The organism is Euzebya rosea, assembly GCF_003073135.1.
Taxonomy (GTDB): domain Bacteria; phylum Actinomycetota; class Nitriliruptoria; order Euzebyales; family Euzebyaceae; genus Euzebya; species Euzebya rosea.
Window position 1 is genome coordinate 57,336 of sequence record NZ_PGDQ01000002.1, and the last position, 22,940, is coordinate 80,275.

Consider the following 22,940-nt stretch of genomic DNA (forward strand, 5'->3'; position numbering starts at 1 on the left):
AGACCGCGAACAGGGCACCAGCGGGATCGGACGGGTCGGTCCCGACGACGAGGATGGTGGGACGTCTATGGCTGTTGGACGAACGATGCTGGCCGTGCTGCTCCTGACGGCCGTGGCGCTCCCGGCGGGGGCGGTGGCGACGAGCACGGCGACGATCGAGGACGACTGCGCGGGTGACCCGATCCAGGAGGGATGGACCGAGGTCGTGCTGGAGCCCGTCGACATCTGCGCAGGCACCCTGACGCTGTCCAGTGTCGACGGTGAGCTGGTGGCCGAGGTGGTCATCGACGTCGTCGGGGGGCTCGAGGCCGGGATGCCGACAAGCCACCGGTTCGGCTGGACCGGCGAGGACGGCTGCGAGCGCTACGTCGAGGTCCGTGACGAGGCGCCCACCGCCGACGGCAGCGCCGCCATCGCGAAGGTCGACTGCGAGCAGGACCTGCAGAACGTCGGCAGCACCACCCTGTCCCCGGACGCCTGCCCGGGCGTGCTGGACCGTCGGCGCGACTGCGTCGGTGACCCGGGCACCGTCGTGGCCATCGCCGACACCGCAGTCCAGCGCACCGACAGCCGCATCACCGTGACCTGGGACGTCACCGCGACCCTGCCCTCGACCGTCGAGGACGCGACCGTGGCCGCGTTCGCGCCCGGGGCGGAGCTCGCCGACCTCGAGGTGCGGGCCAGCCTGCGGGCCGGCCACGCCAACCAGCTCGGTCCGATCTCCTCGGGTTCGAGCTGCGTGCTCGGCTACTGCCACCGTCCGCAGGGCACCACCGACACGCTCACCTCGACCATCGGTATCGTCGTGCCCCAGCCCGAGGAGGGCTGACCGCGGGTCAGCGCACCCAGGGTGGCTGGGGAGCGTCGATGCGGGCCAGGTCGGAGGGGACCTCGGGGAAGCGGTCGGTGTCGTGGGCCTGCCAGTCGCGCCACGCCTCGGTGATCTCCTCGCGGGTGCGGGCGACGAAGTTCCACCACATGGTCACGGTCTCGAAGGGCACGCCGCCGAGCAGCAACATGCGGCCGCCGGACTCGCCGGCCTCGAGGTGCACGTGGTCGTTGCCCGGCGGGACGTAGCCCAGCCAGCCGGGCTCGACGATGGCGTCGCCGACCTTCACCGGCGTGTCGAGGGGCACGACGGCGTACTCGAAGGTCCGGTCGGCCTCCAGCTCCATCGCGCCGGCCCGCAGCGACAGGTCGATGCCCACCATCTCGCTGTCCCGTCGGGCCGGTGAGGTCTGTCCGAACATCGAGCCCATCAGCACCGTCGCCGGGCCGAGTGGCGTGTCGGCGACGGGCAGCTCGGCGAGGTGCTGGAACGCCGCGTCGCCGTGGCGGGTCTCCTCCGGCTGGGCAACCCACAGCTGCACGCCGCGGATGCCGGGCGCGAGCCCGAGCTCGGCGTGCGCGATGCCGGCGCCCGACGTCATCAGGTTGAGCTGTCCCGGGCGGATCACCTGCTCGGTGCCCAGCGAGTCGCCGTGCACCGCCTCGCCCTCGAACAGCCACGTGACCGTCGACAGTCCGATGTGGGGGTGCGGCCCGACCTCCATGGGGTCGGGATCCTCGGCGTCGGGCGGCAGCATGCAGTCCACGAAGCACCACGCCCCGACCGTGCGACGCCCCTTGGTCGGCAGCACGCGGACCACGTCGACGCCGGGCAGGGTGGCCCGTCGGCCCTCGCGGACCTCGATGCCGGTGTGGGGGTCCTCGGCCGGGACAACGTCCTGGGGCTCGACCGGTCCGCTCATGGCCTACTCCTGTTCGGGGGTGTCGGGGGTACCTCGTCGACGTCGAAGGTCGATGACCGCCCGGGGGTGGTGGGGGTCCTCCAGCACCCGACGCCGTTGCCCGACGTCGGGCACGTCGTCGGCCCCGACGGTCAGCAGCGCGGTGGCGACCCGGCCGGATGGGTGCCGGACGTCGACCTCGAGCACCTCGCGGGCGGCCTGCCAGGTGCGGTGCGTGCGCAGGTGCCGGACCGCGGTGACCGTGCCCGTCCACGACCGCCAGATGGGGTCGAGCGCCGCGAAGCCCTCCGGGTGCTGGACGGCCGCGATCCGGTGGGTGCCGCTCAGCCCACGGACGTACACGGCCTGCCGACGCGTCGCTGGGTCCAGTCGCCGTTCGGCGTTCTTGACCGCGATGGTCCGGGTGATCCAGCGCACCCCGATCCAGCCGGCGAACAGCGGGATCATCCCGGGGAAGAGGAGGGCCAGCCAGTCGCCGCCCGCCACCTGCACGACCGTGACGTAGCCGACCAGCACCGCGACCACGACGGGCACGGCGGTCAGCAGCGTCGTGGACCACCACCCCTGCCTGAGCTCGCCCTCGACCCGCTCGACGACCTCGGCTGGCGCGGGCGTGGTCACGGGCTGGGTGGCAGGCACCCGACCAGCGTAGGCGACCTACGATCGACGGCATGTTGATCGGTGCCCACATCTCGCCCTCCGACCCGCTCGCCACCGCCGAGGCCATCGGCGCGGACTGTGTGCAGGTGTTCCTCGGCAACCCGCAGAGCTGGAAGAAGCCGGCCCCGCGCGACGACGCGGCGGCGCTGCGGGCGGCCGAGCTGCCCATCTACGTGCACGCGCCGTACCTCGTGAACGTCGCGTCGGCCGAGAGCCGCATCCGCATCCCCAGCCGCAAGATCCTGCAGCAGACCTGCGACGCCGCCGCGGAGATCGGGGCCGCCGCGGTGATCGTGCACGGGGGCACCGTCACCGGTGACGAGGACGTCGCCGAGGGATTCGGTCGGTGGCGCAAGGCGTTGCAGCAGCTGGACAGCGACGTGCCCGTGCTGATCGAGAACACCGCGGGCGGGGACAACTCCGTGGCCCGGCAGGTCGAGTCGATCCGACAGCTGTGGGACACCATCGGCGACCTCGACCCCGGGTTCTGCGTGGACACCTGCCACAGCTGGTCGGCGGGCCTCGACGTCGTCGACGCGGTGGCGGCCTTCGCCGAGATCGCCGGGGGCATCGACCTCGTGCACTGCAACGACTCCCGCGACGAGCAGGGGTCCAGCCGCGACCGCCACGAGACCCTCACCAAGGGGCAGATCCCCGACGACCGGCTGCTGGAGGCCGTGCGCCTGGCCGACGCCCCGGTGATCTGCGAGACCCCCGGCGACACGGTCGCCGACGACATCGCCTGGCTGCGCGACAACCTGTAGCCGCGACGACGTCGATGTCGGACGAGGTCAGCCCTCGACCAGCGCGAAGCCGACCTCGACCGTCACCGCCACGGTGATCGGTTCGGGGTTGACCCGGACCAGCAGGGGTTCGTCCTCGTCCTGCCCGGCGCCGCCGCGCTTCATCGCCCGCGGTGACGCGGCCGACATCGTCTCGGGACGACCGATCCCGCCGGAGTCCCCACCGATCCGCAGGCCCGGCTCGGCGATCCACAGCAGCGAGCCGACGCGGCTGCCGAGGCCTGCGGCGTAGGACTCGGCCTTGCGGCGGGCGTCGCCGGCTGCTGCCTCGCGCAGGGCGTCGTAGCCCGGCGCGTCGGGGGCGATCGCCCAGCGCGGACCGTGGACCTGCACCTCCTCGATCTCCCCGACCTCCCGGAGGAAGGAGGTCAGCCCCTCGCCGTTGGGCTCGCACTCCACCTCCGTGGACCGGGTCGCGAAGTAGCCGATGAGCCGTCGGCCCTTCTGGCCGGAGTAGTCCCACTCCTGCCCGGTCCGGACCGAGTAGTCCACCGCCCCCCTGACGAGGGAGTCGCGCCGGCCGTCGACGGCGGCGTCGACGGTCCGGCAGCGGATGGCCGCGCGGTCGACCGCCTCGGCTTGCGTACGGGCCCCGGCGACCTTCACGGTGATGGTCATGTGGGCAGCGGTGGGGGCCAGCCTGGCTTCGGCCTGGCCCCGCACGAGGATGTCGGCCATGTCCGCAACGCTAGACCGCGTGCCCCTCGGCGGGCACCGGAACCGCAGAAGTTGCCGCCCGAGTGGCCAGTGCACGCCTCACTGCCGGGGGAGGGGGGCGGTGTTACGTTCGGCTGGCGGGCCGCTCTTCGCCTCCACCCGGGCGCTCCGTCCTCTCCGATGATTCGTTTCGACCACGTCTCGAAGACCTACAAGAAGACCATCCATGCCCTTGACGACATCTCCGTGGAGATCGGCAAGGGTGAGTTCGTGTTCCTCGTGGGGTCCTCCGGGTCCGGCAAGAGCACGTTCATCAAGCTGCTGCTCAAGGACGTCGACCCCGACCGCGGCGACATCTTCGTCGCCGGCAAGCGGGTCAACAGCCTGCGGTCGTGGCGCGTCCCTGCGCTTCGTCGCGAGCTCGGCTGTGTCTTCCAGGACTTCAAGCTGCTGGACAACAAGACGGTCTTCGAGAACGTCGCGTTCGCCCAGGAAGTGACCGGGCAGCCCCCGGCGCAGATCCGGGTCGACGTGCCCGACGCCCTGTCCGTCGTGGGCCTGTCCCACAAGTCCGACGCCATGCCCCACGAGCTGTCCGGCGGTGAGCAGCAGCGTGTCTCCATCGCGCGCGCCATCGTCAACCGGCCGCGGATCATGCTGTGCGACGAGCCGACGGGAAACCTCGACCCCGAGACCTCCGTGGGGATCATGAAGCTGCTGGACCAGATCAACCGCACCGGCACCACCGTGCTGATGGCGACCCACGACTCCCACATCGTGGACTCCATGCGCCGCCGCGTCATCGAGCTGCAGCACGGCCAGATGGTCCGCGACCAGGCCCGTGGCACCTACGGGTACGCGGGGTAGCGGCATGGCATCACGCTGGCGGTACCTGATCGGCGAGGTCGGCATCGGCCTGCGCCGGAACCTCGTCATGACCATCGCGACCATCCTCACCGTCACGGTGACGCTGACGATGGTCGGGACCAGCCTGCTCGTGCAGCGGCAGATCGACCTCGCCCAGCGCGTGCTGTACGCCGACGTGGAGGTCTCGATCTTCCTGACCGACACCATCACGCCCGAGCAGCAGGCGGCCCTGGAGTCCGACCTCCGCGACCAGGCGGTCGTGGCCGAGGTGCTCTACGAGTCCAAGGAGCAGGCGTTCGCCAACGCCCAGGAGATCTTCGCCGACGATCCGCTGATCCTCGACGGGTTGACCGCCGACGTCCTGCCGGCCTCGTTCCGCGTCAAGCTGACCGACCCGGAGGAGTTCGCGGTGATCTCCTCGTTGTTCACGGGTCGCCCCGGCATCGAGGACATCCGCGACCAGAGCGAGATCCTCGACGGCTTCTTCACCGTCATGGGCAAGATCCGCGGGTTCGCCATCGCGCTTGCGGTGGTCAACGCCATCGCCGCGGTGCTGCTGGTCGCCACGACCATCCGCCTGACCGCGTTCGCCAGACGCGAGCAGATCGGCATCATGAAGCTGGTGGGTGCCTCCAACACCTACATCCGGCTGCCGTTCGTGCTCGAGGGTGTCGCGGCGAGCTTCATCGGTGCGTCGCTGGCCAACCGCCTGCTGCGTGTCGGCATGGCGTTCTACCTGCCCGACCTCAAGGCCGAGGTGGCGTTCCTGCCGTTCATCGACGCCGGTGACGTGCTCGCGATCTACCCGTTGATGGCGATCGCGGCCGTGCTGGTCGGTGCCGTGACGAGCGTCGTGGCGATCCACCGGTTCCTGTCGGTCTGAACCCTCGACCCGTACTCGACCCGTACGTCGGTTCACCGCAGATGGGTGTCAGAAGGGTTACGGTTCGTACACCGTGACGCACCTTCCCCCCTCGCGTGCCGGTCGTGCCGTTGTGGCGCGCTGGCGTCTGCTCATGTCCCTGATGGCCGTGCTGGCCATCCTGGTCCCGACCGTCGTCCCCGGAACTGCCACCGCGCAGAGCCAGGACGACCGCCTCGACGAGATCGACGAGGAGATCGACCAGGCCGAAGACCGGATCGGCGAGATCGACGCCCAGGTCGACATCTCCCTCGAGGAGCTCGATCGGATCCTCGCCGACCTGCAGGTCCTGCAGGAGGAGCTGAACGCCCGTACCGCGGAGCTGCAGTTGTCGGAGGCCGAGCTCGCCGACCGTGAGCGCATCCTCGTCGCCACGACGACGGAGCTGGACCGGACCGCCGAGCGGCTGGAGGCCACCCGGACGACGCTGGACACCCAGCAGGCGACCTACGAGGCCCGGGTTCGCCAGTCCTACATCACCGCCCGGCCCGACCAGACGCTGCGGGTCTTCAGCTCCAGCGACGTCGCCCAGTTCACCCAGGCCAGCCGTTACGTCGAGGCCATCGTCGAGCGCGACCGTGCCGACTTCGAGCAGATCGACGTGCTGCGTCGCCAGATCGAGGCCGACGAGGCCGAGCTCGAGCGCCTTCGTGGCCAGCAGGCCAGCGACCGCGAGGCCGCGGAGTCCGAACGCAACCGGGTCGCCGACCTCGTCGCCCAGCAGGAGTCCCTGGTCGCCCAGGTCGAGTCGCGTGCCGCCGACAAGCAGGCCGTGCTCGAGGGCCTGGAGGCCGACCGTGGTTCTGCCGAGGCGCTGATCGCCAACCTGCAGGCCGAGTCCGACCAGATCGAGGCCGAGCTGCGCGCCGCCGCCGAGGCCGCCGCGGCCCGTGCCGCTGCCGAGGCCGCCGCCGCGCAGGCAGCGTCGGGATCGTCGGGGTCCTCCGGTTCCTCGGCGTCGCCCGCGCCGGCCGTCAGCGGGTCGGGACGGTTCATCTACCCCGTCAACGGCCGGATCTCCTCCAACTACGGCTACCGCGTCCACCCGATCTCGGGTGCGCGTCGGCTGCACGCCGGCATGGACATCGCCGCCGGCACCGGCACCCCGATCGGGGCGGCCGGCAACGGCACCGTGATCTTCGCCGGCTGGCGTGGCGGCTACGGCAACTGCATCATGATCGACCACGGTGGCGGGATCGTGACCCTCTACGGGCATCAGAGCAGCCTGGCCACGAGCGTCGGCCAGTCGGTGTCGACGGGGCAGACGATCGGCTACGTCGGCTCGACCGGTTACTCCACCGGCCCGCACCTGCACTGGGAGGTCCGTGTCAACGGCTCCCCCGTCGACCCCCGCGGGTACGTGTAGGGCGTCAGCCCGTGTAGCGCGAAGCGCGTCCAGGGCGTCAGCCCGTGTAGCGCGAAGTGCGTCCAGGGCGGCAGCCCGTCCAGCGCGAGCAGCGGTAAAGAGTCCTTCAACGATCCCGCGGGTCCGCTCGTGGATCGCCGAGGGCTGGCAGGCTGGGAGATCCACCTCATGGACGTACTGCCCTCCACCCCAGCCGACGCGCCGGTCACCCCCGACGCCCCTTCCGCCTCCACGGACTTCCTGCGGCAACCCGGACGGTTCACCACCGTCCTGGCCATCGGGGTCGCCGCGCTTCTCATCGCGGCCACCGGCATGGCGGGCTATCGGCTGGGCTCCGACAGCGCCGTCCGTGGCCTGCCAGAGGAGTTCGCCAACGTCGAGCTGCTGTTCGACGCGGTCGGCAACGACGCGGTGGACAGCCCCGATCCGGACGCGCTGGTCACCGGCGCCATCACCGGGCTGCTCGCAACCCTCGAGGACCCCTACGCGGTCTACTACGACCCGGAGCGGTACTCCGCACTCACCGCCGACCTCGACGGCGAGTTCGTCGGCATCGGCGTCACCATCGAGGAGCGCACCGACGGCATCTACGTCATCGGCGTCGTCCCCGAGTCGCCGGCGGAGGAAGCCGGCGTCATGGTGGGGGAGCGCATCACCAGCGTCGACGGGGTCAGCGCCCTCGACGGGGCCACCTCGCGCGACGTGGTCGACATGATCGCCGGTGAGGAAGGCGGCATGGTCACCGTCGGCTTCGACATGGGCGAGGACGGGCCCCGCGAGCTGACGCTGGTCCGCCGCGTCCTGAACCTGCCGGACGTCCGGTCGCGCGTGCTCGACTCCGGCCATGCCTACGCCCGGATCTCCCAGTTCTCCCGCCAGGTCGACACCCAGCTGCAGGAGCAGGTCGAGGACCTGCTCGCCTCCGAGGACGTCAACGGCCTCGTGCTGGACCTTCGAGGCAACCCCGGCGGCCTGCTGTCGGAAGCCGTGGAGGTCGTCAGCCTGTTCGCGGAGGAGGGGCTGGTGGTGCGGGTGGACTCCCGTGACTCCAGCGTGGAGCGGGAGGTGTCGGGCGAGGCACCGTTCGCCGACATCCCCCTGGTCGTCCTCGTCGACGGCAACTCGGCCTCGGCCAGCGAGATCGTGGCCGGCGCCCTCCAGGACCTCGGGCGGGCCGAGGTGGTCGGCACCCAGACGTTCGGCAAGGGGACCGTGCAGACGATCCGCGACCTCGACCTCGGCGCCGGGGTCAAGTTCACGACCGCGGAGTACTTCACCCCGAGCGGTGACTCCATCGAGGGGGTCGGTGTGACACCGGACGTGCCGACCGACGAGGATCCGGAGGCCCAGCTGGCCGCGGCCGATGACCTCCTGACCCAGCTGATCGCGGAGAGCCCCGGCTTCTGACCGGCCGGGCTGGACGGCACCGTCTACCGTTGGACCATGGCCAAGAAGACCAAGTCCGACGCGAACACGATCGCGGTCAACCGTCGTGCACGCTTCGACTACGACATCGACACGACGGTTGAGTGCGGCATGGTCCTGGTCGGGACCGAGGTGAAGAGCCTGCGTGCGGGCAAGGCCTCGATCGCGCAGGCGTTCGCGACCGTGCGCGACGGCGAGCTGTGGCTGTACCAGGCCGAGATCGCCGAGTACGAGTTCGGCAACCGCAACAACCACGAGATCCAGCGTCGCCGAAAGCTGCTCGCCAACCGTCGTGAGATCGCGGCCATGGAGATCTTCACCCAGGAGCAGGGCCGCACCCTGGTCCCGATGAAGATGTACTGGAAGGACGGCAAGGCCAAGATCCTCATCGGCCACGGCGTCGGCAAGGCCCAGCACGACAAGCGTCGGGACCAGGCCAAGAAGGACGCCCAGCGCGAGATCGACCGGGCGCTGCGCCACCGGTGACCGACTCGCCCACGGCACCCATCCGATGGTGCCGGCGGGATGACGCTGGTCAGATCACGCTGGTCAGATGACGCTGGCGCGGGCGTCGAAGCCGGCCACGAAGTCCAGCAGCGCCTCGGCCTCCATGGGCCTTGCGAACAGGTACCCCTGCACGGCGCGGCAGCCCAGCGCCTGCAGCTGCGAGAGCTGCTCGGGTGTTTCGATCCCCTCCGCGACGCAGTCGAGGGAGAGCGTGCGCGTCAGGTCGATGATGGTCTTGGCCACCGCTGCGTTGCGCTGGTCGTGCAGCTCGTTGATGAACGAGCGGTCGATCTTGAGGATGTCGATCGGCAACCGGCGCAGGTAGCTCAGCGAGCTGTAGCCCGTGCCGAAGTCGTCGATGGCCACGGTCACGCCGATGTCGCGCAGCCGGCCGATCAGCTTGATGCGGTTGTCGTCGTCGACCAGGCCCGACTCGGTCAGCTCCAGCACCAAGCTGGCGGGTTCCAGCCCGCTGGACTCCAGCAGGGCACGGACGGTCTCGACGAAGGCCGGTCGCAGCTGCAGCCCGGAGACGTTCACGCCGATCTTGAGGTCGCGTCCGCTGACGTCCCAGGCGACGGCCTGGCGGACGACCTCGCGGATCGCCCAGTCACCGAGCTCGATGATCTGGCCGGACTCCTCGGCGACGGGGATGAAGTCATCGGGCCCGACGTTGCCGCGGGTCGGTGAGCACCAGCGCATCAGCGCCTCGGCACCGATGACGGTCCCGCGGCCGGTGTCCACGAGGGGCTGGTAGACCATCCGCAGCTCGCCGTTGTCGATCGCCTGGGCGAGGTCGGCGGTCATGCGTGCACGATCGACCTGCGCGGCGCCCATGGCGGCGGTGAAGACCTCCACCCGGTTGCGGCCCTTGCGCTTGGCGGCCTGCACGGCGAGATCGGCTTCGCTCAACATGTGGTCGTGGGTCATGTCGAGCCGCAGCTGGTCCAGCGTCCGGTGGCTGACGCCCACGCAGACGCTGATCCGTTCGCTCCGGGCCGCGTACCGCAGCCGCTCGGCGAGCTCCGCGACGTCGTCCGGGTCGTCGGCCGGGACGATCACGGCGAACTCGTCGCCCCCGACCCGGAACAGGGTGTGGGTGCCGACCGCGGCTTCGAGCCGACGGGCCATCGAGCGCAGGACCTGATCGCCCACGGCGTGGCCGTCTCGGTCGTTGATGCGCTTGAGGTGGTCGACGTCGAGCAGCACGATGCCGAGGCCGGAGGAGGGCGTGGCACGCAGGGCGGTGAAGGTGTCGTGGAAGGCCGACGCGTGCTCGAGCCCGGTCACGGAGTCCCGTCGGGCCCTGAACCGCAGCTCGTCGAACGCATCGGTCATGCGGAGGGCCGACGCGACATGTGCGGCGTAGACCTCCAGCACCTGCACCAGGGTCGGGTCGGTTTCGATGGGGGCGGTGTCGGCCAGCAGCAGCACGTCGCCCGGGTGGCCGCTCCGCAGGGGAACGGCGATCCACGACCGGAGGCCCGCATGGGCCAGGCCGGCATCGTCGGCCCTCGTCGACGGGGTGCCGTGTGTGTAGACGCTGACGGTGCCGCCGGTCCATCCGACGATCACGTCCAGCTGCGAGTCGTCGAGGTGGTCCAGGATCGGCGATGCCGGCCCCCAGCTCGCGGTTCGTGTGCGGCCGCCCTCGACGCGCCGGATCAACGCCGAGCTGGTGCCGGCCAGGCCGGGGGCGCGTTCGACGGCGAGGTGCAGGATCTCACCGGGGTCCCGTGCGGTCGCGAGGTCGGGGGTCTCCCGCGCCAGGGCCTGCCACGGCGAGTCCGCGCCGGGGCCACCGATGGCGTCGATGGACGCCTCGAGGTCGGCGGCGATCGCCATCAGGTGGATCAGGTCGTCGTCGGTCAGGCCGACGGCGGACTCGATGTTGAGCACCCCGATCACCCGGTTGCGGTACCGCAGCGGGATGCAGACCTCGGCGCCGGTCGTGTCGCCGACCGACAGGTGGCGGGGGTCGGTGGACACGTCACGGACCACGGTCACCTCGCCACGGGCGAACGTGGTGCCCAGGATCCCGACCTGTGGGGGGATGCCGTCGTGCACCTGGTCGAACCCGCGCTGGGCCAGGCAGCGCAGTCGCTTGGCGCGCTCGATGTAGAGGCCTGCCCGCGGGAAGCCGGCGTCGACGACCCGGTCGACGGCGTCGCCGGCGATGGCCTCGATGGTGGTGGCGACCGCGATCGGCGGCAGGGGGAGGTGGGTCATGGTGCGTCACCTCGCACATCGGCCCGTCGGCGTGGAACTTGAGCCCCACCCGGACGCGGTCTGATCGTGGGTCCGGTCGACGACCGCCGCGGGTTGCAGGACGGCCAGCACCTGCTACGTTGAGTGGCTCCCGCCATACCCGGGCGGGACGATCGACAACTGCATAGCGACCTTCGATCTCCGGGGGCGACTGGTTTCGACGGGTGTCGGTCGACTTCGAGAGAGCGAGCCGAGGATGTAGGGCTGCCTCGTTAATCCGCTCTGCAACCTATTAGGTGCCGAAGACAACTTCGCCCTGGCTGCTTAACTAAGCGCCTGTCCGCCCGAGCCACCGCCTGAGGCAAGGGGTCGGACATCGCAATCAGGCTCCACCGCACAGCCGTCTCCATGGGCTGAGCGGGACACCTAACCGTGGGGTACGGCGGAAGGCAGATCTGGACCAAGGAGGCCTCCGCCCGACAATATTCTTGGTCCTACGCTCGTAGCGCTCTCGAGGACGAGACATTCGGACGGGGGTTCGACTCCCCCCGCCTCCAAGACGACTTGATGGACCACCGGTTCACGAGGCGTCTTGCGGGCGTTCAGCTCTGACTCGGCAGATCGTATTTCTGGAGGATCTCCTTCGCCCACGCGACGGCATCCTCCACCCGGATTCCCGAGGGGTGTGGCTTCGTCCACAGCTCCAGGTTCTCCACTCGGTTGTCATCCTTGACCCCGTTGAGGTGATGCACGTTCTCCTCGTCGGTCAAGTATCGACCGAGGTGTTCCTCCATGACGAGGATGTGCTCGAACACGTAGGGCGAGGACCGTGCACGTGGATGCTCAGGCGCCCGCCGCATGACGTATCCCTTCTTGTGATACGTGACTCCGCCCTTCCAGTTGCCGTTGTGCTGGCCCGAACTCCGTCGGCATCCCGTGCACACCGCAGAGCGTCGCTGCTTCGGGGCGCCGCATTCGCACCGGTCGCGTGAGCGACAGGACGGGCAGTCACGATGTCGCGAGGACGGCACGAAGACTCGGCTGCACGAGCGGCACCCTCGAGGTTCGGGGACGTTGGCAGGTTCGGGGACGTTGGCATCGTTGATCGCGGCCATCCGGCGATGATGGTCCATGGGTGTGACACCGGTTCGTGCGACCCATCGCTTGCGCGGTTGATCACCCGCCGCCAAGGGCACCCTCGGATGCATGTCCGTGGAACCGCTCGTTGACCAGTCGATCTCGACGGACGAGCTGGTTGTTCCCAGCAGCGCGCTGGGGGGCCTGCGACGGCTCAACCTGCTCGTGGGGTTGCTGCATGCGGGGTCGGCGGCCGCGATGCTCGCGTTGTCCAACGACTTCGCCGTGCCGATCACGGCGACGTTCCCCGATGGTCCGCCGGGCAGCCCGCTGCCGGCTGCCGAGACGCTGTTCGAGCTGCCCCTCGGGCCCGCGGTCGCAGCCTTCCTGATCCTCTCGGCGATCGCCCACTTCGTGGTCGCCTCACCCCTGTGGTTCGGCCGCTACGCCCGCGACCTCGCCGGCGGCATCAACCGTGCCCGCTGGGTGGAGTACTCCCTGTCGGCGTCGTGGATGATCGTCCTGATCGCCCTCCTGCCCGGCATCACCGACGTCGTGGCCCTCGGGGCACTGTTCGCCGTCAACGCCGGCATGATCCTCTTCGGCTGGATGATGGAGCTGCACAACCGGCGGCTGGCCGAGACCCGCTGGACGGCCTTCGTGTTCGGCTGTGTGCTCGGCATCGTCCCCTGGGCGCTGATCGGGTTCCAGGTCATCGGCGCCGGCTCGGCCGTGCCCACGTTCGTGTACGGGATCTTCGTCAGCCTCTTCGCCTTCTTCAACTGCTTCGCGGTCAACCAGTGGCTGCAGTACCGCCAGGTCGGCCGCTGGCGTGACTACCTCTTCGGCGAACGGGTCTACGTCTGGCTGAGCATCACGGCAAAGAGCGTCCTGGCCTGGCAGGTCTTCGCCAACACGCTGGTCCCGACCTGATCCCGGTCGGGCGTCACGGGTCGCTCAGCGGCCAGTCCCGCCCAGGTCGGCGAGGCCGATCGTCCGGACCGACCGTGCGACGTCGATGACCTCGTTGATGAAGTCCTCCTGCGCCCCGTGCGCTGGGTCCTCCCGGGTGTCGACGGCGAAGGCCACCAGCAGCCGGGCCGCCCGGCCGTCGTCCTTCAGCCGGAGGACCCGACCGAGCCGCTGGATCATCTGCCGGCGTGTCCGGAACGCGGCCAGCACCAGCGCGAGCTCGGCGTCCGGCACGTCGACCCCCTCGTCGAGGACCCGCGGCGCCACCACGACCTGGAGGTTGCCGTTGCGGAACTGCGCCAGGCGGATGCGGCGCTTGTCCTTGGGCAGGTCGCCGTGGATCTCCTCGGCCGGCACGTCGTGGCGGCGCAGCGCGATGGCCGCGAGCTCGGCCTGCTCGACGGTGTCGGTGAAGACCAGCCCTCGCGTGCCCTCGGCGGCCAGCGACGGGGCGAGGGCATGGACCACCTGCAGCTTGGCGTCGGCCTGGGCGGCGACGTCGCGTCGTCGGCGCAGCGCCGACAGGAACGCCCGTGCGGCGACGACCTCACGACGCACCCTGGTGTTCGGCTTGCCCTCCGCCCCCGCGGACAGCGCCGCAGCAGCCGCGATCAGCTCCAGTGGCGACTTCGGCAGCCCGTGGGCGACCAGCTCCTTGCGGTGCTGCCGGACCTGTCCGTCGGCGTTGTCGTAGGCGGACCGTTCGCCGTCGGTCAGCGGGACACCGACGAAGGTGACGTCGAACGGGGCGATGACGCCGTCCGCCGCGGCGTCGGCGAAGGAGTACGACTGCACGACCCCGCCGAAGTAGGGCGCCAGCACCTCCACCAGCCCCTCGTCGTTGCGTTCGTAGGTGGCCGTCAGCGCCAGCCGCATCGCGAACGCCGGCTTCAGCGCCTCGCCCCAGGTGGGGGCGCCGTAGCGATGGGCCTCGTCGGCCACCAGCAGCCCGACGGCGCCTGCCGGCAGGTCGACGGGCAGCGACGCAGCCGAGTGCGGCGTGGCGATGACCACGTGGTGCTCGTGCAGGTCGTCGGCCCGACCGCCGCCGAGCTGGCCGACGCGTGCGCTCGGGACCAGCTCGTGCAGCTGGCGTTGCCACTGCGTCAGCAGGTCCAGGGTCGGCACGATGACCAGCGCCCGACCGTCCTGGGCCAGGCACGCCCGGATCGCGGCGATGGCCAGCCGCGTCTTGCCGGTGCCCGTGACCGCCTCGACCACACCGCGACAGCCGGCCTGCGCCCACGACGCGAAGGCCGCGATCTGCCAGTCGCGAAGGGCGAGGCCGTCCAGGGGGCTGGTGGACGGCACGACCGGCGCGTCCGGGGCAGCGGTGACGGGCTCGTCCAGGAGGATCCAGGTCGGCTTGCCCAGCACGTCCTCGCGATGGAACCGGGCGTCCCTGACCAGCGCCCGCTCGAGCGCCGGACGCGAGGCGGGCACGCCCGAGGCCTTCACCGCCCTGACCAGCCTGGGCGTGGGCAGGCCATCGGGGTTGTCGGCCAGGACCTCGGCGGCCACGTCTTCCACGGTTCGCATCCCGGAGGACGCTACCCGGGGCCTGCGACATCGACGCCGTGTGCCCACAGCAACGCGCGGACCGCCAGCCCGAACGTCGCCAGGGCCAGGGCAACGGTGACGACCTGCTCGGCGATCCCGGCGGTCCGGAACAGCCCGACCCCGAACCGACGGCGCCACGGCCACAGGAGCGGCACACCCTCGGGCGTCAGCATGTCCCCGACGACGTGGACCAGCAGGCCGCCCGCCACGGCGACGGTGAACCAGTCATTGATCGGGACGCGACCGCCGAGGACGAGCCCGGCGCACCCGGCCGCGGCCACGACGAAGCCGAGCAGCGACACGCGGCCACCGAAGGACGCCGCGAGCAGCGGCCCCGCGACGGCGACGAGGCCGCCCACGATGGCGGCAGCCGGCACGACGGCAGGTGGGCCGACCACGAACAGGTGGACCGCCGACGCGGCGGCTGCGACGAACAGCAGGCTGTGGGTCGCCTGCCGGTGCCCTCCGGCGAGCGCCCGGATGGCGACACCCACGGCCCGCGTGGCCAGTCCACCGGTTCGGGTGATCGTCGATCCGGGATGGTCCAGGTCCGGCGCCGTCGCCGCCCCGGCGCACAGCAGCGTGCCGACCAGCACCGCCGCTGGAGGGATCGACAGCGTCGGGGCGACGGCGAGGAAGGTCGCGGCCCCCGACAGCGCATGCCCCTTGGCCTGCATCAGCGGGCGCCGGGGTGGGGGTCGTGGATCACGTCGCCCAGTGTGGAACCGGGGTGTGACGTTCAGCTCGCCGCCGGCAGCGACCAGGTCGTGGGCGGGTCGTCGTCCGGGAGGCCCGACGGATCGCCGGAGGGGGTGCCTCCGCCGGACCTCGACGACCGCAGGCGCACGATCTCCACCGCGAGCACCGCCACGGCGCCCAGCCACAGCACCAGCCCGGACCCCCACGCCAGCCGTGCGAGGTCGTCGGCGGCCCACATGGCGTCCAGGTGACGCGGACCGAGCAGCGTGCCCCAGTCGTGGACGCCACCGATCAGCGGCAGCCGCTGGACGGGGGCGTCGGCGATGTAGACCGAGGCGTCCTGGGCCGACGTCGAGGCCCACCCGAGGGCCAGCGCCGCCCCCAGCCGATCCCGGGACCTCCACCACAACCCGGCGGCCACCACCAACGGCACGAGCACCTGCGTCCCGCTGCCCATGGTCAACATCCCCGCCCGCGGGAGCCACGCGAAGGCGACATGGCCGAACTCGTGCACGGCCAGGTCGATCCAGCCGAGCACCGGGACGCGGGTGCCCCGGACGAACGCGTACCACCCGAGCAGCAGCACGACGGGCAGTCCGATGGCGTGGTGCCACCACTCCCGTTCGGGTGCCGTCGGCCAGAAGCCCCCACGACGTGTCGTGGTGGCAGTCACCGGGCTGGAGAGGCTCACGTTCCCTGTATCGGCACGCCGGCGCCCGACGTTGAACGAGCGGTTCTCGTTGGTCGGTCCTGCCGTTGGGTGCCGACGGGCCGCGTCAGCCGGGACGGTCGACGATCAACGACTGGCTGGCACGGCCGACGGGACCGTCCAGGTCGTGCAGGACGGAGTGGGCGTGGCCGACCCCGTGGTCGGTGAGCACCGTGTGGGCGTCCAGCCCGATCCACTCACCCCGGGGTTCGCGGGTCAGGTGCACCGTCAGGTCGACGTTGACGAACAGCCCGTCCTCGCCGAGGGCGGTTCCCGGGCCGCTGCGGGCCGACACCCCGTTGCCGGAGTCCGCCGACACGAGCAGGCGATCCACCCCGGTCAGGTCCTCGTCGTCGAGCAGTCGCACCGGCATGCGCATCCACGCCCGGGCCGGGCCGGGCACCTCCCAGCCGCCCTCGACGAACCGTGACTCCATCGTCGAGACGTAGCCACCCTCCGGGACCTGCTTGAAGAAGCCGACCGATGCGGGCAGCCCGTCGGGGCCGGGCATCGGCTCGCCCTCGATCCCCACGCCGAGGTCCAGCGGCGTGGTGCGGATCCGCCACTCCGCCGCCGTCATCACGACGGTCCCGTCGTCGTCGGCCAGCTCGGCTGCGACGAGCTCGACCTTCCTGCCCGGTCGCTGGACGTGTGTCCGGACCGAGAGGCGTCCGAGGGGCACCGGGCGGAGGATCTCGTAGCTGACCCGCGTGGTGATCCGGCCCTCGGGGTCGTGGTGCCGTCGCATGGCCGCGTGCAGCAGCGCCGACGGTGGGCCGGCGTGCAGGGCGCCCGGGTCCCATGGGCCGACCGCGATCTCGTTGGCGGCCACGACGAGGATCGCGGCGTCACGCCCGGCAGGCCCACTGCTGGGACGGGCACCTCCGGGGCGGTCGCCGTCGGGGATGCGGTCGTCGATCGTGGTGAAGAAGGCGTCTGCGGTCACCGGCGGATCGTAGCCACCGGCCCCCGGACCGGTGGAACTAGTGCGAACAGGCAGCTTGCTCGTGCGTGACTTCACCGCTGCGGTGGGTGAGGATGGCAGGGTGCAGCGGCCTGCGTCTGCTCGCGCGACCCGCATGCGCGACACACGTCGACGTCTGGGGGAGCTCCTTCCCCGAGGCGCGACGCTGGACGTGCGCCGAACCGGACGACGACATCGTGCCGTGCTCCTCGTCGGCATCGTCTGTGCGGCGGTGCCGCTGTTGTCGGGTCTCCTCGTCGGGGCGGACCCGGCCCCGGCGCTGACCGCCAGCGCGGTCGTCGGCGCCATGGTGACGGCCGCGACGGCGATGGGCGACCGGCTGGCTGCCCGGACGCTCGCCGCGACCGCCCTGGGCATCGTCCCCGTCGCCGCCTGGGTCGCCACGGACGGCGCCGACGGGATCCTGCTGAGCAGCGCCATCCTCCTCGGCGTCGTCGCGCTGTACCAGGAACGCCGCCCCTACGCCGGGGCTGCTACCGCCGCCCTCGTCGGCGTCGGCGTCGCAGCGGTCGGCCCCGCCGTGGGCCTGGTCTCCTCCTCCGCGACCATGGCCGCCACCCGGCCGACGGCGTTCGTCGTCGGGCAGCTGCTGCTCCTCCTCGCCGCCATGGCCCTGCACCTCCTCTGGTGGCGCTTCAGCGAGGCCGACCAGCTCGTCGGTGAGGCCTCCATGCAGGAGATGGTCGCCGTGCAGCGCACCATGCTCTCGCGCATGCAGGACACCGAACGGCTGAAGGACGAGCTGCTGGCGGTCGTCAGCCACGAGTTCCGCACCCCCCTCACCGCAATCATCGGGTTCTCCCAGACCCTGCGCCGATCGGCGTCGATGGGTCAGCTGCCCGCGGAGATGGTCGAGCTGTCGGCGGACAGGATCGAACGCAACGGCCTGCGACTGTCACGGCTGATCGGCAACATGCTGGCCGCCACGATGGACGTCGAGCCACACACCGAGCGGTACTTCCCGATCCGTGCGACCATCGAACGGCTGGTGGAGGAGTTCGCCGGCGGGGAGGACGGCGCGACCGACGTCGAGGTCGACGTGCCCGAGGACATGACGGCCCGCATGTCGCGCGAACACCTGCGGCTGCTGCTCGGCAACCTCGTCGACAACGGGATGAAGTTCGCCGACCCGGGGACCGCGCTGCGCATCCGCGGCCGCACCGCGGGGGAGGAGATCGCCCTGGTCTTCACCAACCACGGGCCCGAGGTCCCCGAGCACATGCGCGAGCAGATCTTCGCCCGGTTCGTGCAGGTCGACCTGTCCGACACACGCCCCCACGACGGCATCGGCCTGGGGTTGCACGTCGTCCGCAAGCTCTGTGACGCCCACGGGGGGTCGCTGGAGCTGCGCTGCCAGGACGGCCTCGTCGTGCTCGGCGTGACCCTTCCGGCAGGACCCGCGCGGGTCGTGGGCGTGGTCGGTGAGTCCGACGAGCCGGCCGTCGATGCACGGACGGCGCCGCACCGGGCATAGGCTCCCACGCCATGACCCGCCGCCTGACCGAGTTCAGCCACGGCGCCGGGTGTGGATGCAAGATCGGCCCAGGCCAGCTCGCCGACATCCTCGCCCGCGTCGCCCCGCCCCGCCACCCCGACCTGCTCGTCGGCACCGACGCCGGTGACGACGCCGCCGTCTGGCGCCTGACCGACGACCGAGCGCTGGTCGCCACCACCGACTTCTTCACCCCGATCGTCGACGACGCCCGGACCTGGGGCCGCATCGCCGCGACCAACGCGGCAAGCGACGTCTACGCGATGGGTGGACGCCCCCTGTTCGCCCTCAACCTCGTGGCCTGGCCCACCGACGCGCTCGGCAACGACCTGCTGGCGGAGGTGCTGGCGGGCGGCGCCGACGCGGCGGCCGAGGGAGGGTGGCTCGCCGTGGGCGGCCACTCCATCGACGACGCCGAACCCAAGTACGGGCAGGCCGTCATCGGCGAGGTGCACCCCGACCGGGTGCTGACCAACGCCGGCCTGCGGACCGGCGACCACCTCGTGCTGACCAAGGCGCTGGGCACCGGGGTCATCACGACCGCGGTCAAGCACGGGCAGCCGGCTCCCGGGGCCCTGGAGGCCGCCGTGGCCTCGATGTGCACGCTCAACGCCGACGCCGCCACCGCGGCCCGGGACGCCGACGCGTCGGCGTGCACCGACGTCACGGGCTTCGGGCTGCTCGGCCACCTGCGCAAGATGCTCGACGCGAGCGGGGTGGCGGCGACCGTGTGGGCCGACCGGGCGCCGGCGCTTCCGGGCGCCGTCGAGGGGATCGCGGCCGGCATGGTCTCCGGCGGCACCCGACGCAACCACGAGTGGGTGGAGGAGCGCCTCGTGGTGGATGACGGGGTCACCGGCGACGCGGTGATGCTGCTGGCCGACGCCCAGACGTCCGGCGGCCTGCTGTTCGGTGCCACGCCCGAGCGCGCCGACGAGGCGGTCCGCTGGCTGGTCGAGCGGGGCCACCCGGCGGCCGTCGTGGGCGTCGTCACCGCCGACACCGTCGGCACCATGACCATCAGCCGCGGAGGCCCGACCGACGTCGCCGGGTAGCCTGCCGTCGATGACTGTTGCGCCCATGCACGGCACCCTGGAGCTGCCGCCACACATCCGCGACGAGATGGTCGCGCATGCCCGCAGCGACACGCCGTTCGAGACCTGTGGCCTGCTGGCCGCCGACGACGAGGGACGCCTGGTCCGTCACTGGCCGATCCCCAACGCCGACCGCTCGATGACGTGGTTCCGCATGGAGCCGAAGGCGCAGCTGAAGGCGATGCGGGAGATGGACGACGAGGACCTCGAGTGGGCGGCCATCTGGCACTGCCACACCCACACCGAGGCCTACCCCTCGCCCACCGACATCGAGCAGTCGGCGTACTGGCCGGGGATCGTCGCGATCATCGTCAGCCTGCAGGACCCCGACCCGGTCATCCGGGCATACGACATCACCGATGGACAGGTCAGCGAACGAGTTCTCACCGTTGCGCAGGAAGCCCAGCCCCAGGGCCCGCGTTAACGTCGTAAACCGTTCACCACGCAGGCCCGCCGCACCCTCGGCACGGGCCGCGCGACCACGAAAGGCACCCCCCATGGCCGTCACGGTCCGCATCCCCACAGTCCTCCGCAAGCACACCGGTGGCGAGAAGGCCGTCGAAGGCGACGGCGCAACCCTCAAGGCGCTCATCGACGACCTGTCGACCCGCTACGAGGGCCTGACCGACGCCGTCACCGCCGACGACGGACAGCTCGCGAAGTTCGTCAACGTCTACCTCAACGACGAGGACGTCCGCTTCCTCGACGGGGCCGACACCGCCCTGGCCGATGGTGACGAGATCGCGATCCTGCCGGCCGTCGCGGGCGGCTGCTAGCCCGCAGCTGCTGGCCCCTGCCCTCGTGCTCGCCCGTTCGATCGCCGACGCCGTCGGCCGCACCCCCTTGGTGCGGCTGCCGAACCTGTCCCCGGACGGCTACGAGATCCACCTCAAGCTGGAGGGGCACAACCCGACGGGGTCCATCAAGGATCGCGTCGCCAAGTACCTGATCGAGTCCGCCGAACGGCAGGGGCTGCTCCACGAGGGCTCCCGCATCCTCGAACCGACGTCGGGCAACACCGGCATCGCCCTGGCCGCCCTCTGCGCCCCGCGTGGCTACAAGCTGACCTGCGTCATGCCGGAGAACACGTCCGAGGAACGTCGGCAGATCCTCGAGCTGTTCGGCGTCGACATCGTCCTGTCGCCGGCCAACGAGGGCTCCAACGGCTCGGTCCGGGTGGCCCGCGAGATGGCTGCCGCAGACCCCGACCTGTACATGCCGTTCCAGTACGGCAACCAGGCCAACCCGCAGGCGCACTACGAGACGACCGGCCCCGAGATCCTGGCGGACCTGCCCGACATCACCGCCTTCGTGGCGGGCCTCGGCACCGGCGGGACCGTCACCGGCGTGGGTACCCGGCTGAAGGCCCACGACCCCGACATCAAGGTCTACGCCGCCGAACCGCAGTACGGCGACCTCGTCTACGGGTTGCGCAACCTCGACGAGGGCTACGTGCCCGAGGTCCTGGACCAGTCGGTGCTCGACAGCCGCATCAAGGTCGACTCCCTGAAGGCCCTGCGGGCGACCCGTGCGCTGGCCGCCGAGGAGGGCATCTTCGCCGGCGTGTCCACGGGGGCGTCGCTGGCCGTCGCGATCCGCGTCTGCGGCCGCCTGCCGAAGGGGTCGAAGATCGTCGCCATCTCACCCGACGGCGGCTGGAAGTACCTCTCCACCGGCGCCTACGCCGGCGGCAACGTCGAGGACATCGCCGAGTCGATCGCCGACACCCTCTGGGCCTGAGGGGCCGAACAGGTCACCCGGTCACGACGCCGGCGTCACGCAACCGCTGGTCGTACCCGGTCCGGTCGGAGTCGCTCGCCGGATAACGAGTCAGGCGCACACGCCGATCCCCGCTGATGGCGTGGAGCAGGTGCGTGGTCACGGGTCTGCGTCCACCACCACGGACGGTCTCCCATCGCAGCTCGTCGACCTCTGCCCACGCCAGCACGCGTGGCCCACCCGACGGCGGCCGTGGTCCCGGGCGTCGCAGGGCGTCGGGGTCCAGCACGATGGCGGCCGAACGCCAACGCGCCGCCAACCACGTCCAGATGACCACGGCCAGCGTGACCGCCAGCCATCCCTCTCGTGGGTTCTCCGGGACCAGCACGATGGCGATCGTGCCGGGGATGGCCATGGCGACCAGGACGATCAGGGCCGAGGCGCCAGCGGACCGGATGGCCCACGGCTGCCGCAGCACCACACGACGGTCGAGCGGGGGAGGACGCATCGCCCCGAGAGCCTGCCAGCCCGTCCGCTCGACCGCCGCGTGTGGTGCCTCAGCGGGGTGTGACGGTCCCCGCCAGGTGCGGCTTGCCGTCGCGGCTGCGGACGCCGAACGTCCAGCCGCCGTCGTCGGTGCGCTGGGTGGCGTACTCCACGGTGCGGGGCAGCAGCAGCGGCAGCTTGAAGGCCACGTCGATGTCGCAGGCCGCGGGGATGCCGCCCTCGAGGCCCGCCAGCGCCCGGGCCTTGGTCCACATGCCGTGGGCGATGGCCTTGGGGAAGCCGAACGCCTTCGCGGTCAGGCCGGACATGTGGATGGGGTTGCGGTCACCCGAGACGGCGCCGTACCGACGACCGATGTCGCCGGGGACCCGCCACAGGCCCGTGAGGGGCAGGGTGGCGACCTCGACGTCCACGCTGCTGCCCTTGGCAGCCTCGTCCGCGCCGGACCCACGCGTGAGGTAGGTGCTGGTGGACTCCCAGACGGTCGCGCCGTCGACGGTGGCGACGACGACGTTGTCCATCTGCCTCCCCTTCGGGTGGGGGCGCAGGTTGGTGACCGATGCGGTCAGCTCCAGCGTCTCCCCGACACCGACGGGACGGTGCTGGGTGATGCGGTTGGCGACGTGCACCATCCCCATCAGTCCGAACGGGAAGTCGTCGCGGGTCATCAGCTGCACCGACAGGGGGAACCCCAGCATGTGCAGGTAGGTGGGGGGCAGGGTCGACCCCAGGCGGAACCCGCACACCTCGGCGTAGGACGCCAGGTGGTCGAGGTCCACGGTCGCGTCGTGCAGCACGACGGTGGTGTCGGGCAACCCCGCGTCGCCCTTCCCGCCGCCGCGACCGGGCAGCGGGAGGGCCCCCGCCGCCACCTTCGCCAGCATCGGCGTCAGGTCGGGCGGGCTGTCGAGCTCGATGACCGTCGGTGCGGTCTCGGGCCGGTCGGTGGTGTCGGCCATC

At 71.3% G+C, this 22,940-nt stretch carries 24 protein-coding genes and 1 other RNA gene; 14 read left to right on the forward strand and 11 right to left on the reverse strand.

Annotated elements, in window-relative coordinates; genetic code table 11:
• The first annotated feature begins 67 nt into the window (after positions 1-67).
• A complete protein-coding gene (locus CUC05_RS01920; RefSeq protein ID WP_157965108.1) occupies positions 68-829 on the forward strand; it encodes a hypothetical protein in 762 nt (253 codons plus the stop codon).
• Between the two features lie 7 nt (positions 830-836).
• Here CUC05_RS01920 and CUC05_RS01925 read toward each other — a convergent pair whose 3' ends face one another.
• Both CUC05_RS01925 and CUC05_RS01930 read right to left on the reverse strand, forming a co-directional pair.
• On the reverse strand, positions 837-1,751 hold the full coding sequence (locus tag CUC05_RS01925; protein WP_108664404.1) for a pirin family protein: 915 nt from the start codon (positions 1,749-1,751) through the stop codon (positions 837-839).
• Positions 1,752-1,754: 3 nt separating this feature from the next.
• Entirely contained in the window at positions 1,755-2,390 is a 636-nt protein-coding gene (locus CUC05_RS01930) for a hypothetical protein (RefSeq protein ID WP_108664405.1), read from the reverse strand.
• A 32-nt stretch (positions 2,391-2,422) separates the two neighbouring features.
• Here CUC05_RS01930 and CUC05_RS01935 point away from each other — a divergent pair, with 32 nt between their 5' ends.
• Positions 2,423-3,175: a deoxyribonuclease IV gene (locus tag CUC05_RS01935; protein WP_108664406.1), complete on the forward strand. Its 753-nt coding sequence runs from the start codon at positions 2,423-2,425 to the stop codon at positions 3,173-3,175.
• Positions 3,176-3,202: 27 nt separating this feature from the next.
• Here the strand turns inward: CUC05_RS01935 and CUC05_RS01940 are convergent, their stop codons facing one another.
• Complete coding sequence (locus tag CUC05_RS01940) at positions 3,203-3,892, reverse strand: SIMPL domain-containing protein (RefSeq protein WP_108664407.1); 690 nt, start codon at positions 3,890-3,892, stop codon at positions 3,203-3,205.
• Between the two features lie 159 nt (positions 3,893-4,051).
• On the opposite strand from CUC05_RS01940, the gene ftsE reads away from it, so the two are divergent.
• From ftsE to smpB, 5 genes are all read left to right on the forward strand, one after another.
• Positions 4,052-4,738, forward strand: a complete 687-nt coding sequence (gene ftsE, locus CUC05_RS01945; protein WP_108664408.1) for a cell division ATP-binding protein FtsE — start codon at positions 4,052-4,054, stop codon at positions 4,736-4,738.
• 4 nt (positions 4,739-4,742) lie between these two features.
• Complete coding sequence (gene ftsX / locus CUC05_RS01950) at positions 4,743-5,621, forward strand: permease-like cell division protein FtsX (protein ID WP_108664409.1); 879 nt, start codon at positions 4,743-4,745, stop codon at positions 5,619-5,621.
• A 73-nt stretch (positions 5,622-5,694) separates the two neighbouring features.
• On the forward strand, positions 5,695-7,026 hold the full coding sequence (locus CUC05_RS01955) for a murein hydrolase activator EnvC family protein (RefSeq protein ID WP_157965109.1): 1,332 nt from the start codon (positions 5,695-5,697) through the stop codon (positions 7,024-7,026).
• 168 nt (positions 7,027-7,194) lie between these two features.
• Positions 7,195-8,433 (forward strand): S41 family peptidase, encoded by a 1,239-nt coding sequence (locus CUC05_RS01960; protein ID WP_157965110.1) that lies wholly within the window; start codon positions 7,195-7,197, stop codon positions 8,431-8,433.
• A gap of 36 nt (positions 8,434-8,469) precedes the next feature.
• Positions 8,470-8,937, forward strand: a complete 468-nt coding sequence (gene smpB, locus CUC05_RS01965; RefSeq protein WP_108664412.1) for an SsrA-binding protein SmpB — start codon at positions 8,470-8,472, stop codon at positions 8,935-8,937.
• 63 nt (positions 8,938-9,000) lie between these two features.
• On the opposite strand, the gene CUC05_RS01970 is transcribed toward smpB, so the two are convergent.
• Positions 9,001-11,187, reverse strand: a complete 2,187-nt coding sequence (locus tag CUC05_RS01970; protein ID WP_108664413.1) for an EAL domain-containing protein — start codon at positions 11,185-11,187, stop codon at positions 9,001-9,003.
• A 182-nt stretch (positions 11,188-11,369) separates the two neighbouring features.
• Here CUC05_RS01970 and ssrA point away from each other — a divergent pair.
• Positions 11,370-11,724: a transfer-messenger RNA gene (gene ssrA / locus CUC05_RS01975) on the forward strand.
• A 44-nt stretch (positions 11,725-11,768) separates the two neighbouring features.
• On the opposite strand, the gene CUC05_RS01980 is transcribed toward ssrA, so the two are convergent.
• Complete coding sequence (locus CUC05_RS01980; RefSeq protein WP_205712088.1) at positions 11,769-11,981, reverse strand: HNH endonuclease; 213 nt, start codon at positions 11,979-11,981, stop codon at positions 11,769-11,771.
• Positions 11,982-12,372: 391 nt separating this feature from the next.
• On the opposite strand from CUC05_RS01980, the gene heR reads away from it, so the two are divergent.
• Complete coding sequence (gene heR, locus CUC05_RS01985; protein WP_157965111.1) at positions 12,373-13,176, forward strand: heliorhodopsin HeR; 804 nt, start codon at positions 12,373-12,375, stop codon at positions 13,174-13,176.
• Between the two features lie 24 nt (positions 13,177-13,200).
• On the opposite strand, the gene CUC05_RS01990 is transcribed toward heR, so the two are convergent.
• The 4 genes from CUC05_RS01990 to CUC05_RS02005 all read right to left on the reverse strand — a co-directional run bounded on the left by CUC05_RS01990 (position 13,201) and on the right by CUC05_RS02005 (position 17,129).
• Positions 13,201-14,754 (reverse strand): DEAD/DEAH box helicase, encoded by a 1,554-nt coding sequence (locus tag CUC05_RS01990; protein WP_108664415.1) that lies wholly within the window; start codon positions 14,752-14,754, stop codon positions 13,201-13,203.
• An 11-nt stretch (positions 14,755-14,765) separates the two neighbouring features.
• Positions 14,766-15,452 carry a metal-dependent hydrolase gene (locus tag CUC05_RS01995; protein WP_108664416.1) on the reverse strand — a complete coding sequence of 229 codons (687 nt, stop codon included), beginning with the start codon at positions 15,450-15,452 and terminating at the stop codon, positions 14,766-14,768.
• Between the two features lie 62 nt (positions 15,453-15,514).
• Positions 15,515-16,147, reverse strand: coding sequence for a hypothetical protein (locus CUC05_RS02000; RefSeq protein ID WP_157965112.1), 633 nt, complete (start codon positions 16,145-16,147; stop codon positions 15,515-15,517).
• Between the two features lie 103 nt (positions 16,148-16,250).
• Complete coding sequence (locus CUC05_RS02005) at positions 16,251-17,129, reverse strand: thioesterase family protein (RefSeq protein ID WP_157965113.1); 879 nt, start codon at positions 17,127-17,129, stop codon at positions 16,251-16,253.
• Positions 17,130-17,262: 133 nt separating this feature from the next.
• Here CUC05_RS02005 and CUC05_RS02010 point away from each other — a divergent pair, with 133 nt between their 5' ends.
• The 5 genes from CUC05_RS02010 to CUC05_RS02030 all read left to right on the forward strand — a co-directional run bounded on the left by CUC05_RS02010 (position 17,263) and on the right by CUC05_RS02030 (position 21,494).
• A complete protein-coding gene (locus tag CUC05_RS02010) occupies positions 17,263-18,642 on the forward strand; it encodes a sensor histidine kinase (protein WP_157965114.1) in 1,380 nt (459 codons plus the stop codon).
• A gap of 11 nt (positions 18,643-18,653) precedes the next feature.
• A complete protein-coding gene (gene selD / locus CUC05_RS02015) occupies positions 18,654-19,715 on the forward strand; it encodes a selenide, water dikinase SelD (protein WP_108664420.1) in 1,062 nt (353 codons plus the stop codon).
• A gap of 10 nt (positions 19,716-19,725) precedes the next feature.
• The gene (locus CUC05_RS02020) at positions 19,726-20,178 is read left to right on the forward strand and encodes a M67 family metallopeptidase (RefSeq protein ID WP_205712089.1); all 453 of its coding nucleotides are present in this window, start codon (positions 19,726-19,728) and stop codon (positions 20,176-20,178) included.
• A 73-nt stretch (positions 20,179-20,251) separates the two neighbouring features.
• Positions 20,252-20,530 (forward strand): ubiquitin-like small modifier protein 1, encoded by a 279-nt coding sequence (locus tag CUC05_RS02025; protein WP_108664422.1) that lies wholly within the window; start codon positions 20,252-20,254, stop codon positions 20,528-20,530.
• Between the two features lie 25 nt (positions 20,531-20,555).
• Positions 20,556-21,494, forward strand: a complete 939-nt coding sequence (locus CUC05_RS02030) for a PLP-dependent cysteine synthase family protein (protein WP_240606179.1) — start codon at positions 20,556-20,558, stop codon at positions 21,492-21,494.
• 13 nt (positions 21,495-21,507) lie between these two features.
• Here CUC05_RS02030 and CUC05_RS02035 read toward each other — a convergent pair whose 3' ends face one another.
• Together CUC05_RS02035 and CUC05_RS02040 are read right to left on the reverse strand one after the other, a co-directional pair.
• On the reverse strand, positions 21,508-21,981 hold the full coding sequence (locus CUC05_RS02035) for a hypothetical protein (RefSeq protein ID WP_157965115.1): 474 nt from the start codon (positions 21,979-21,981) through the stop codon (positions 21,508-21,510).
• A gap of 49 nt (positions 21,982-22,030) precedes the next feature.
• The gene (locus CUC05_RS02040) at positions 22,031-22,939 is read right to left on the reverse strand and encodes a MaoC/PaaZ C-terminal domain-containing protein (protein ID WP_108664425.1); all 909 of its coding nucleotides are present in this window, start codon (positions 22,937-22,939) and stop codon (positions 22,031-22,033) included.
• Between the last annotated feature and the right edge of the window lies 1 nt (position 22,940).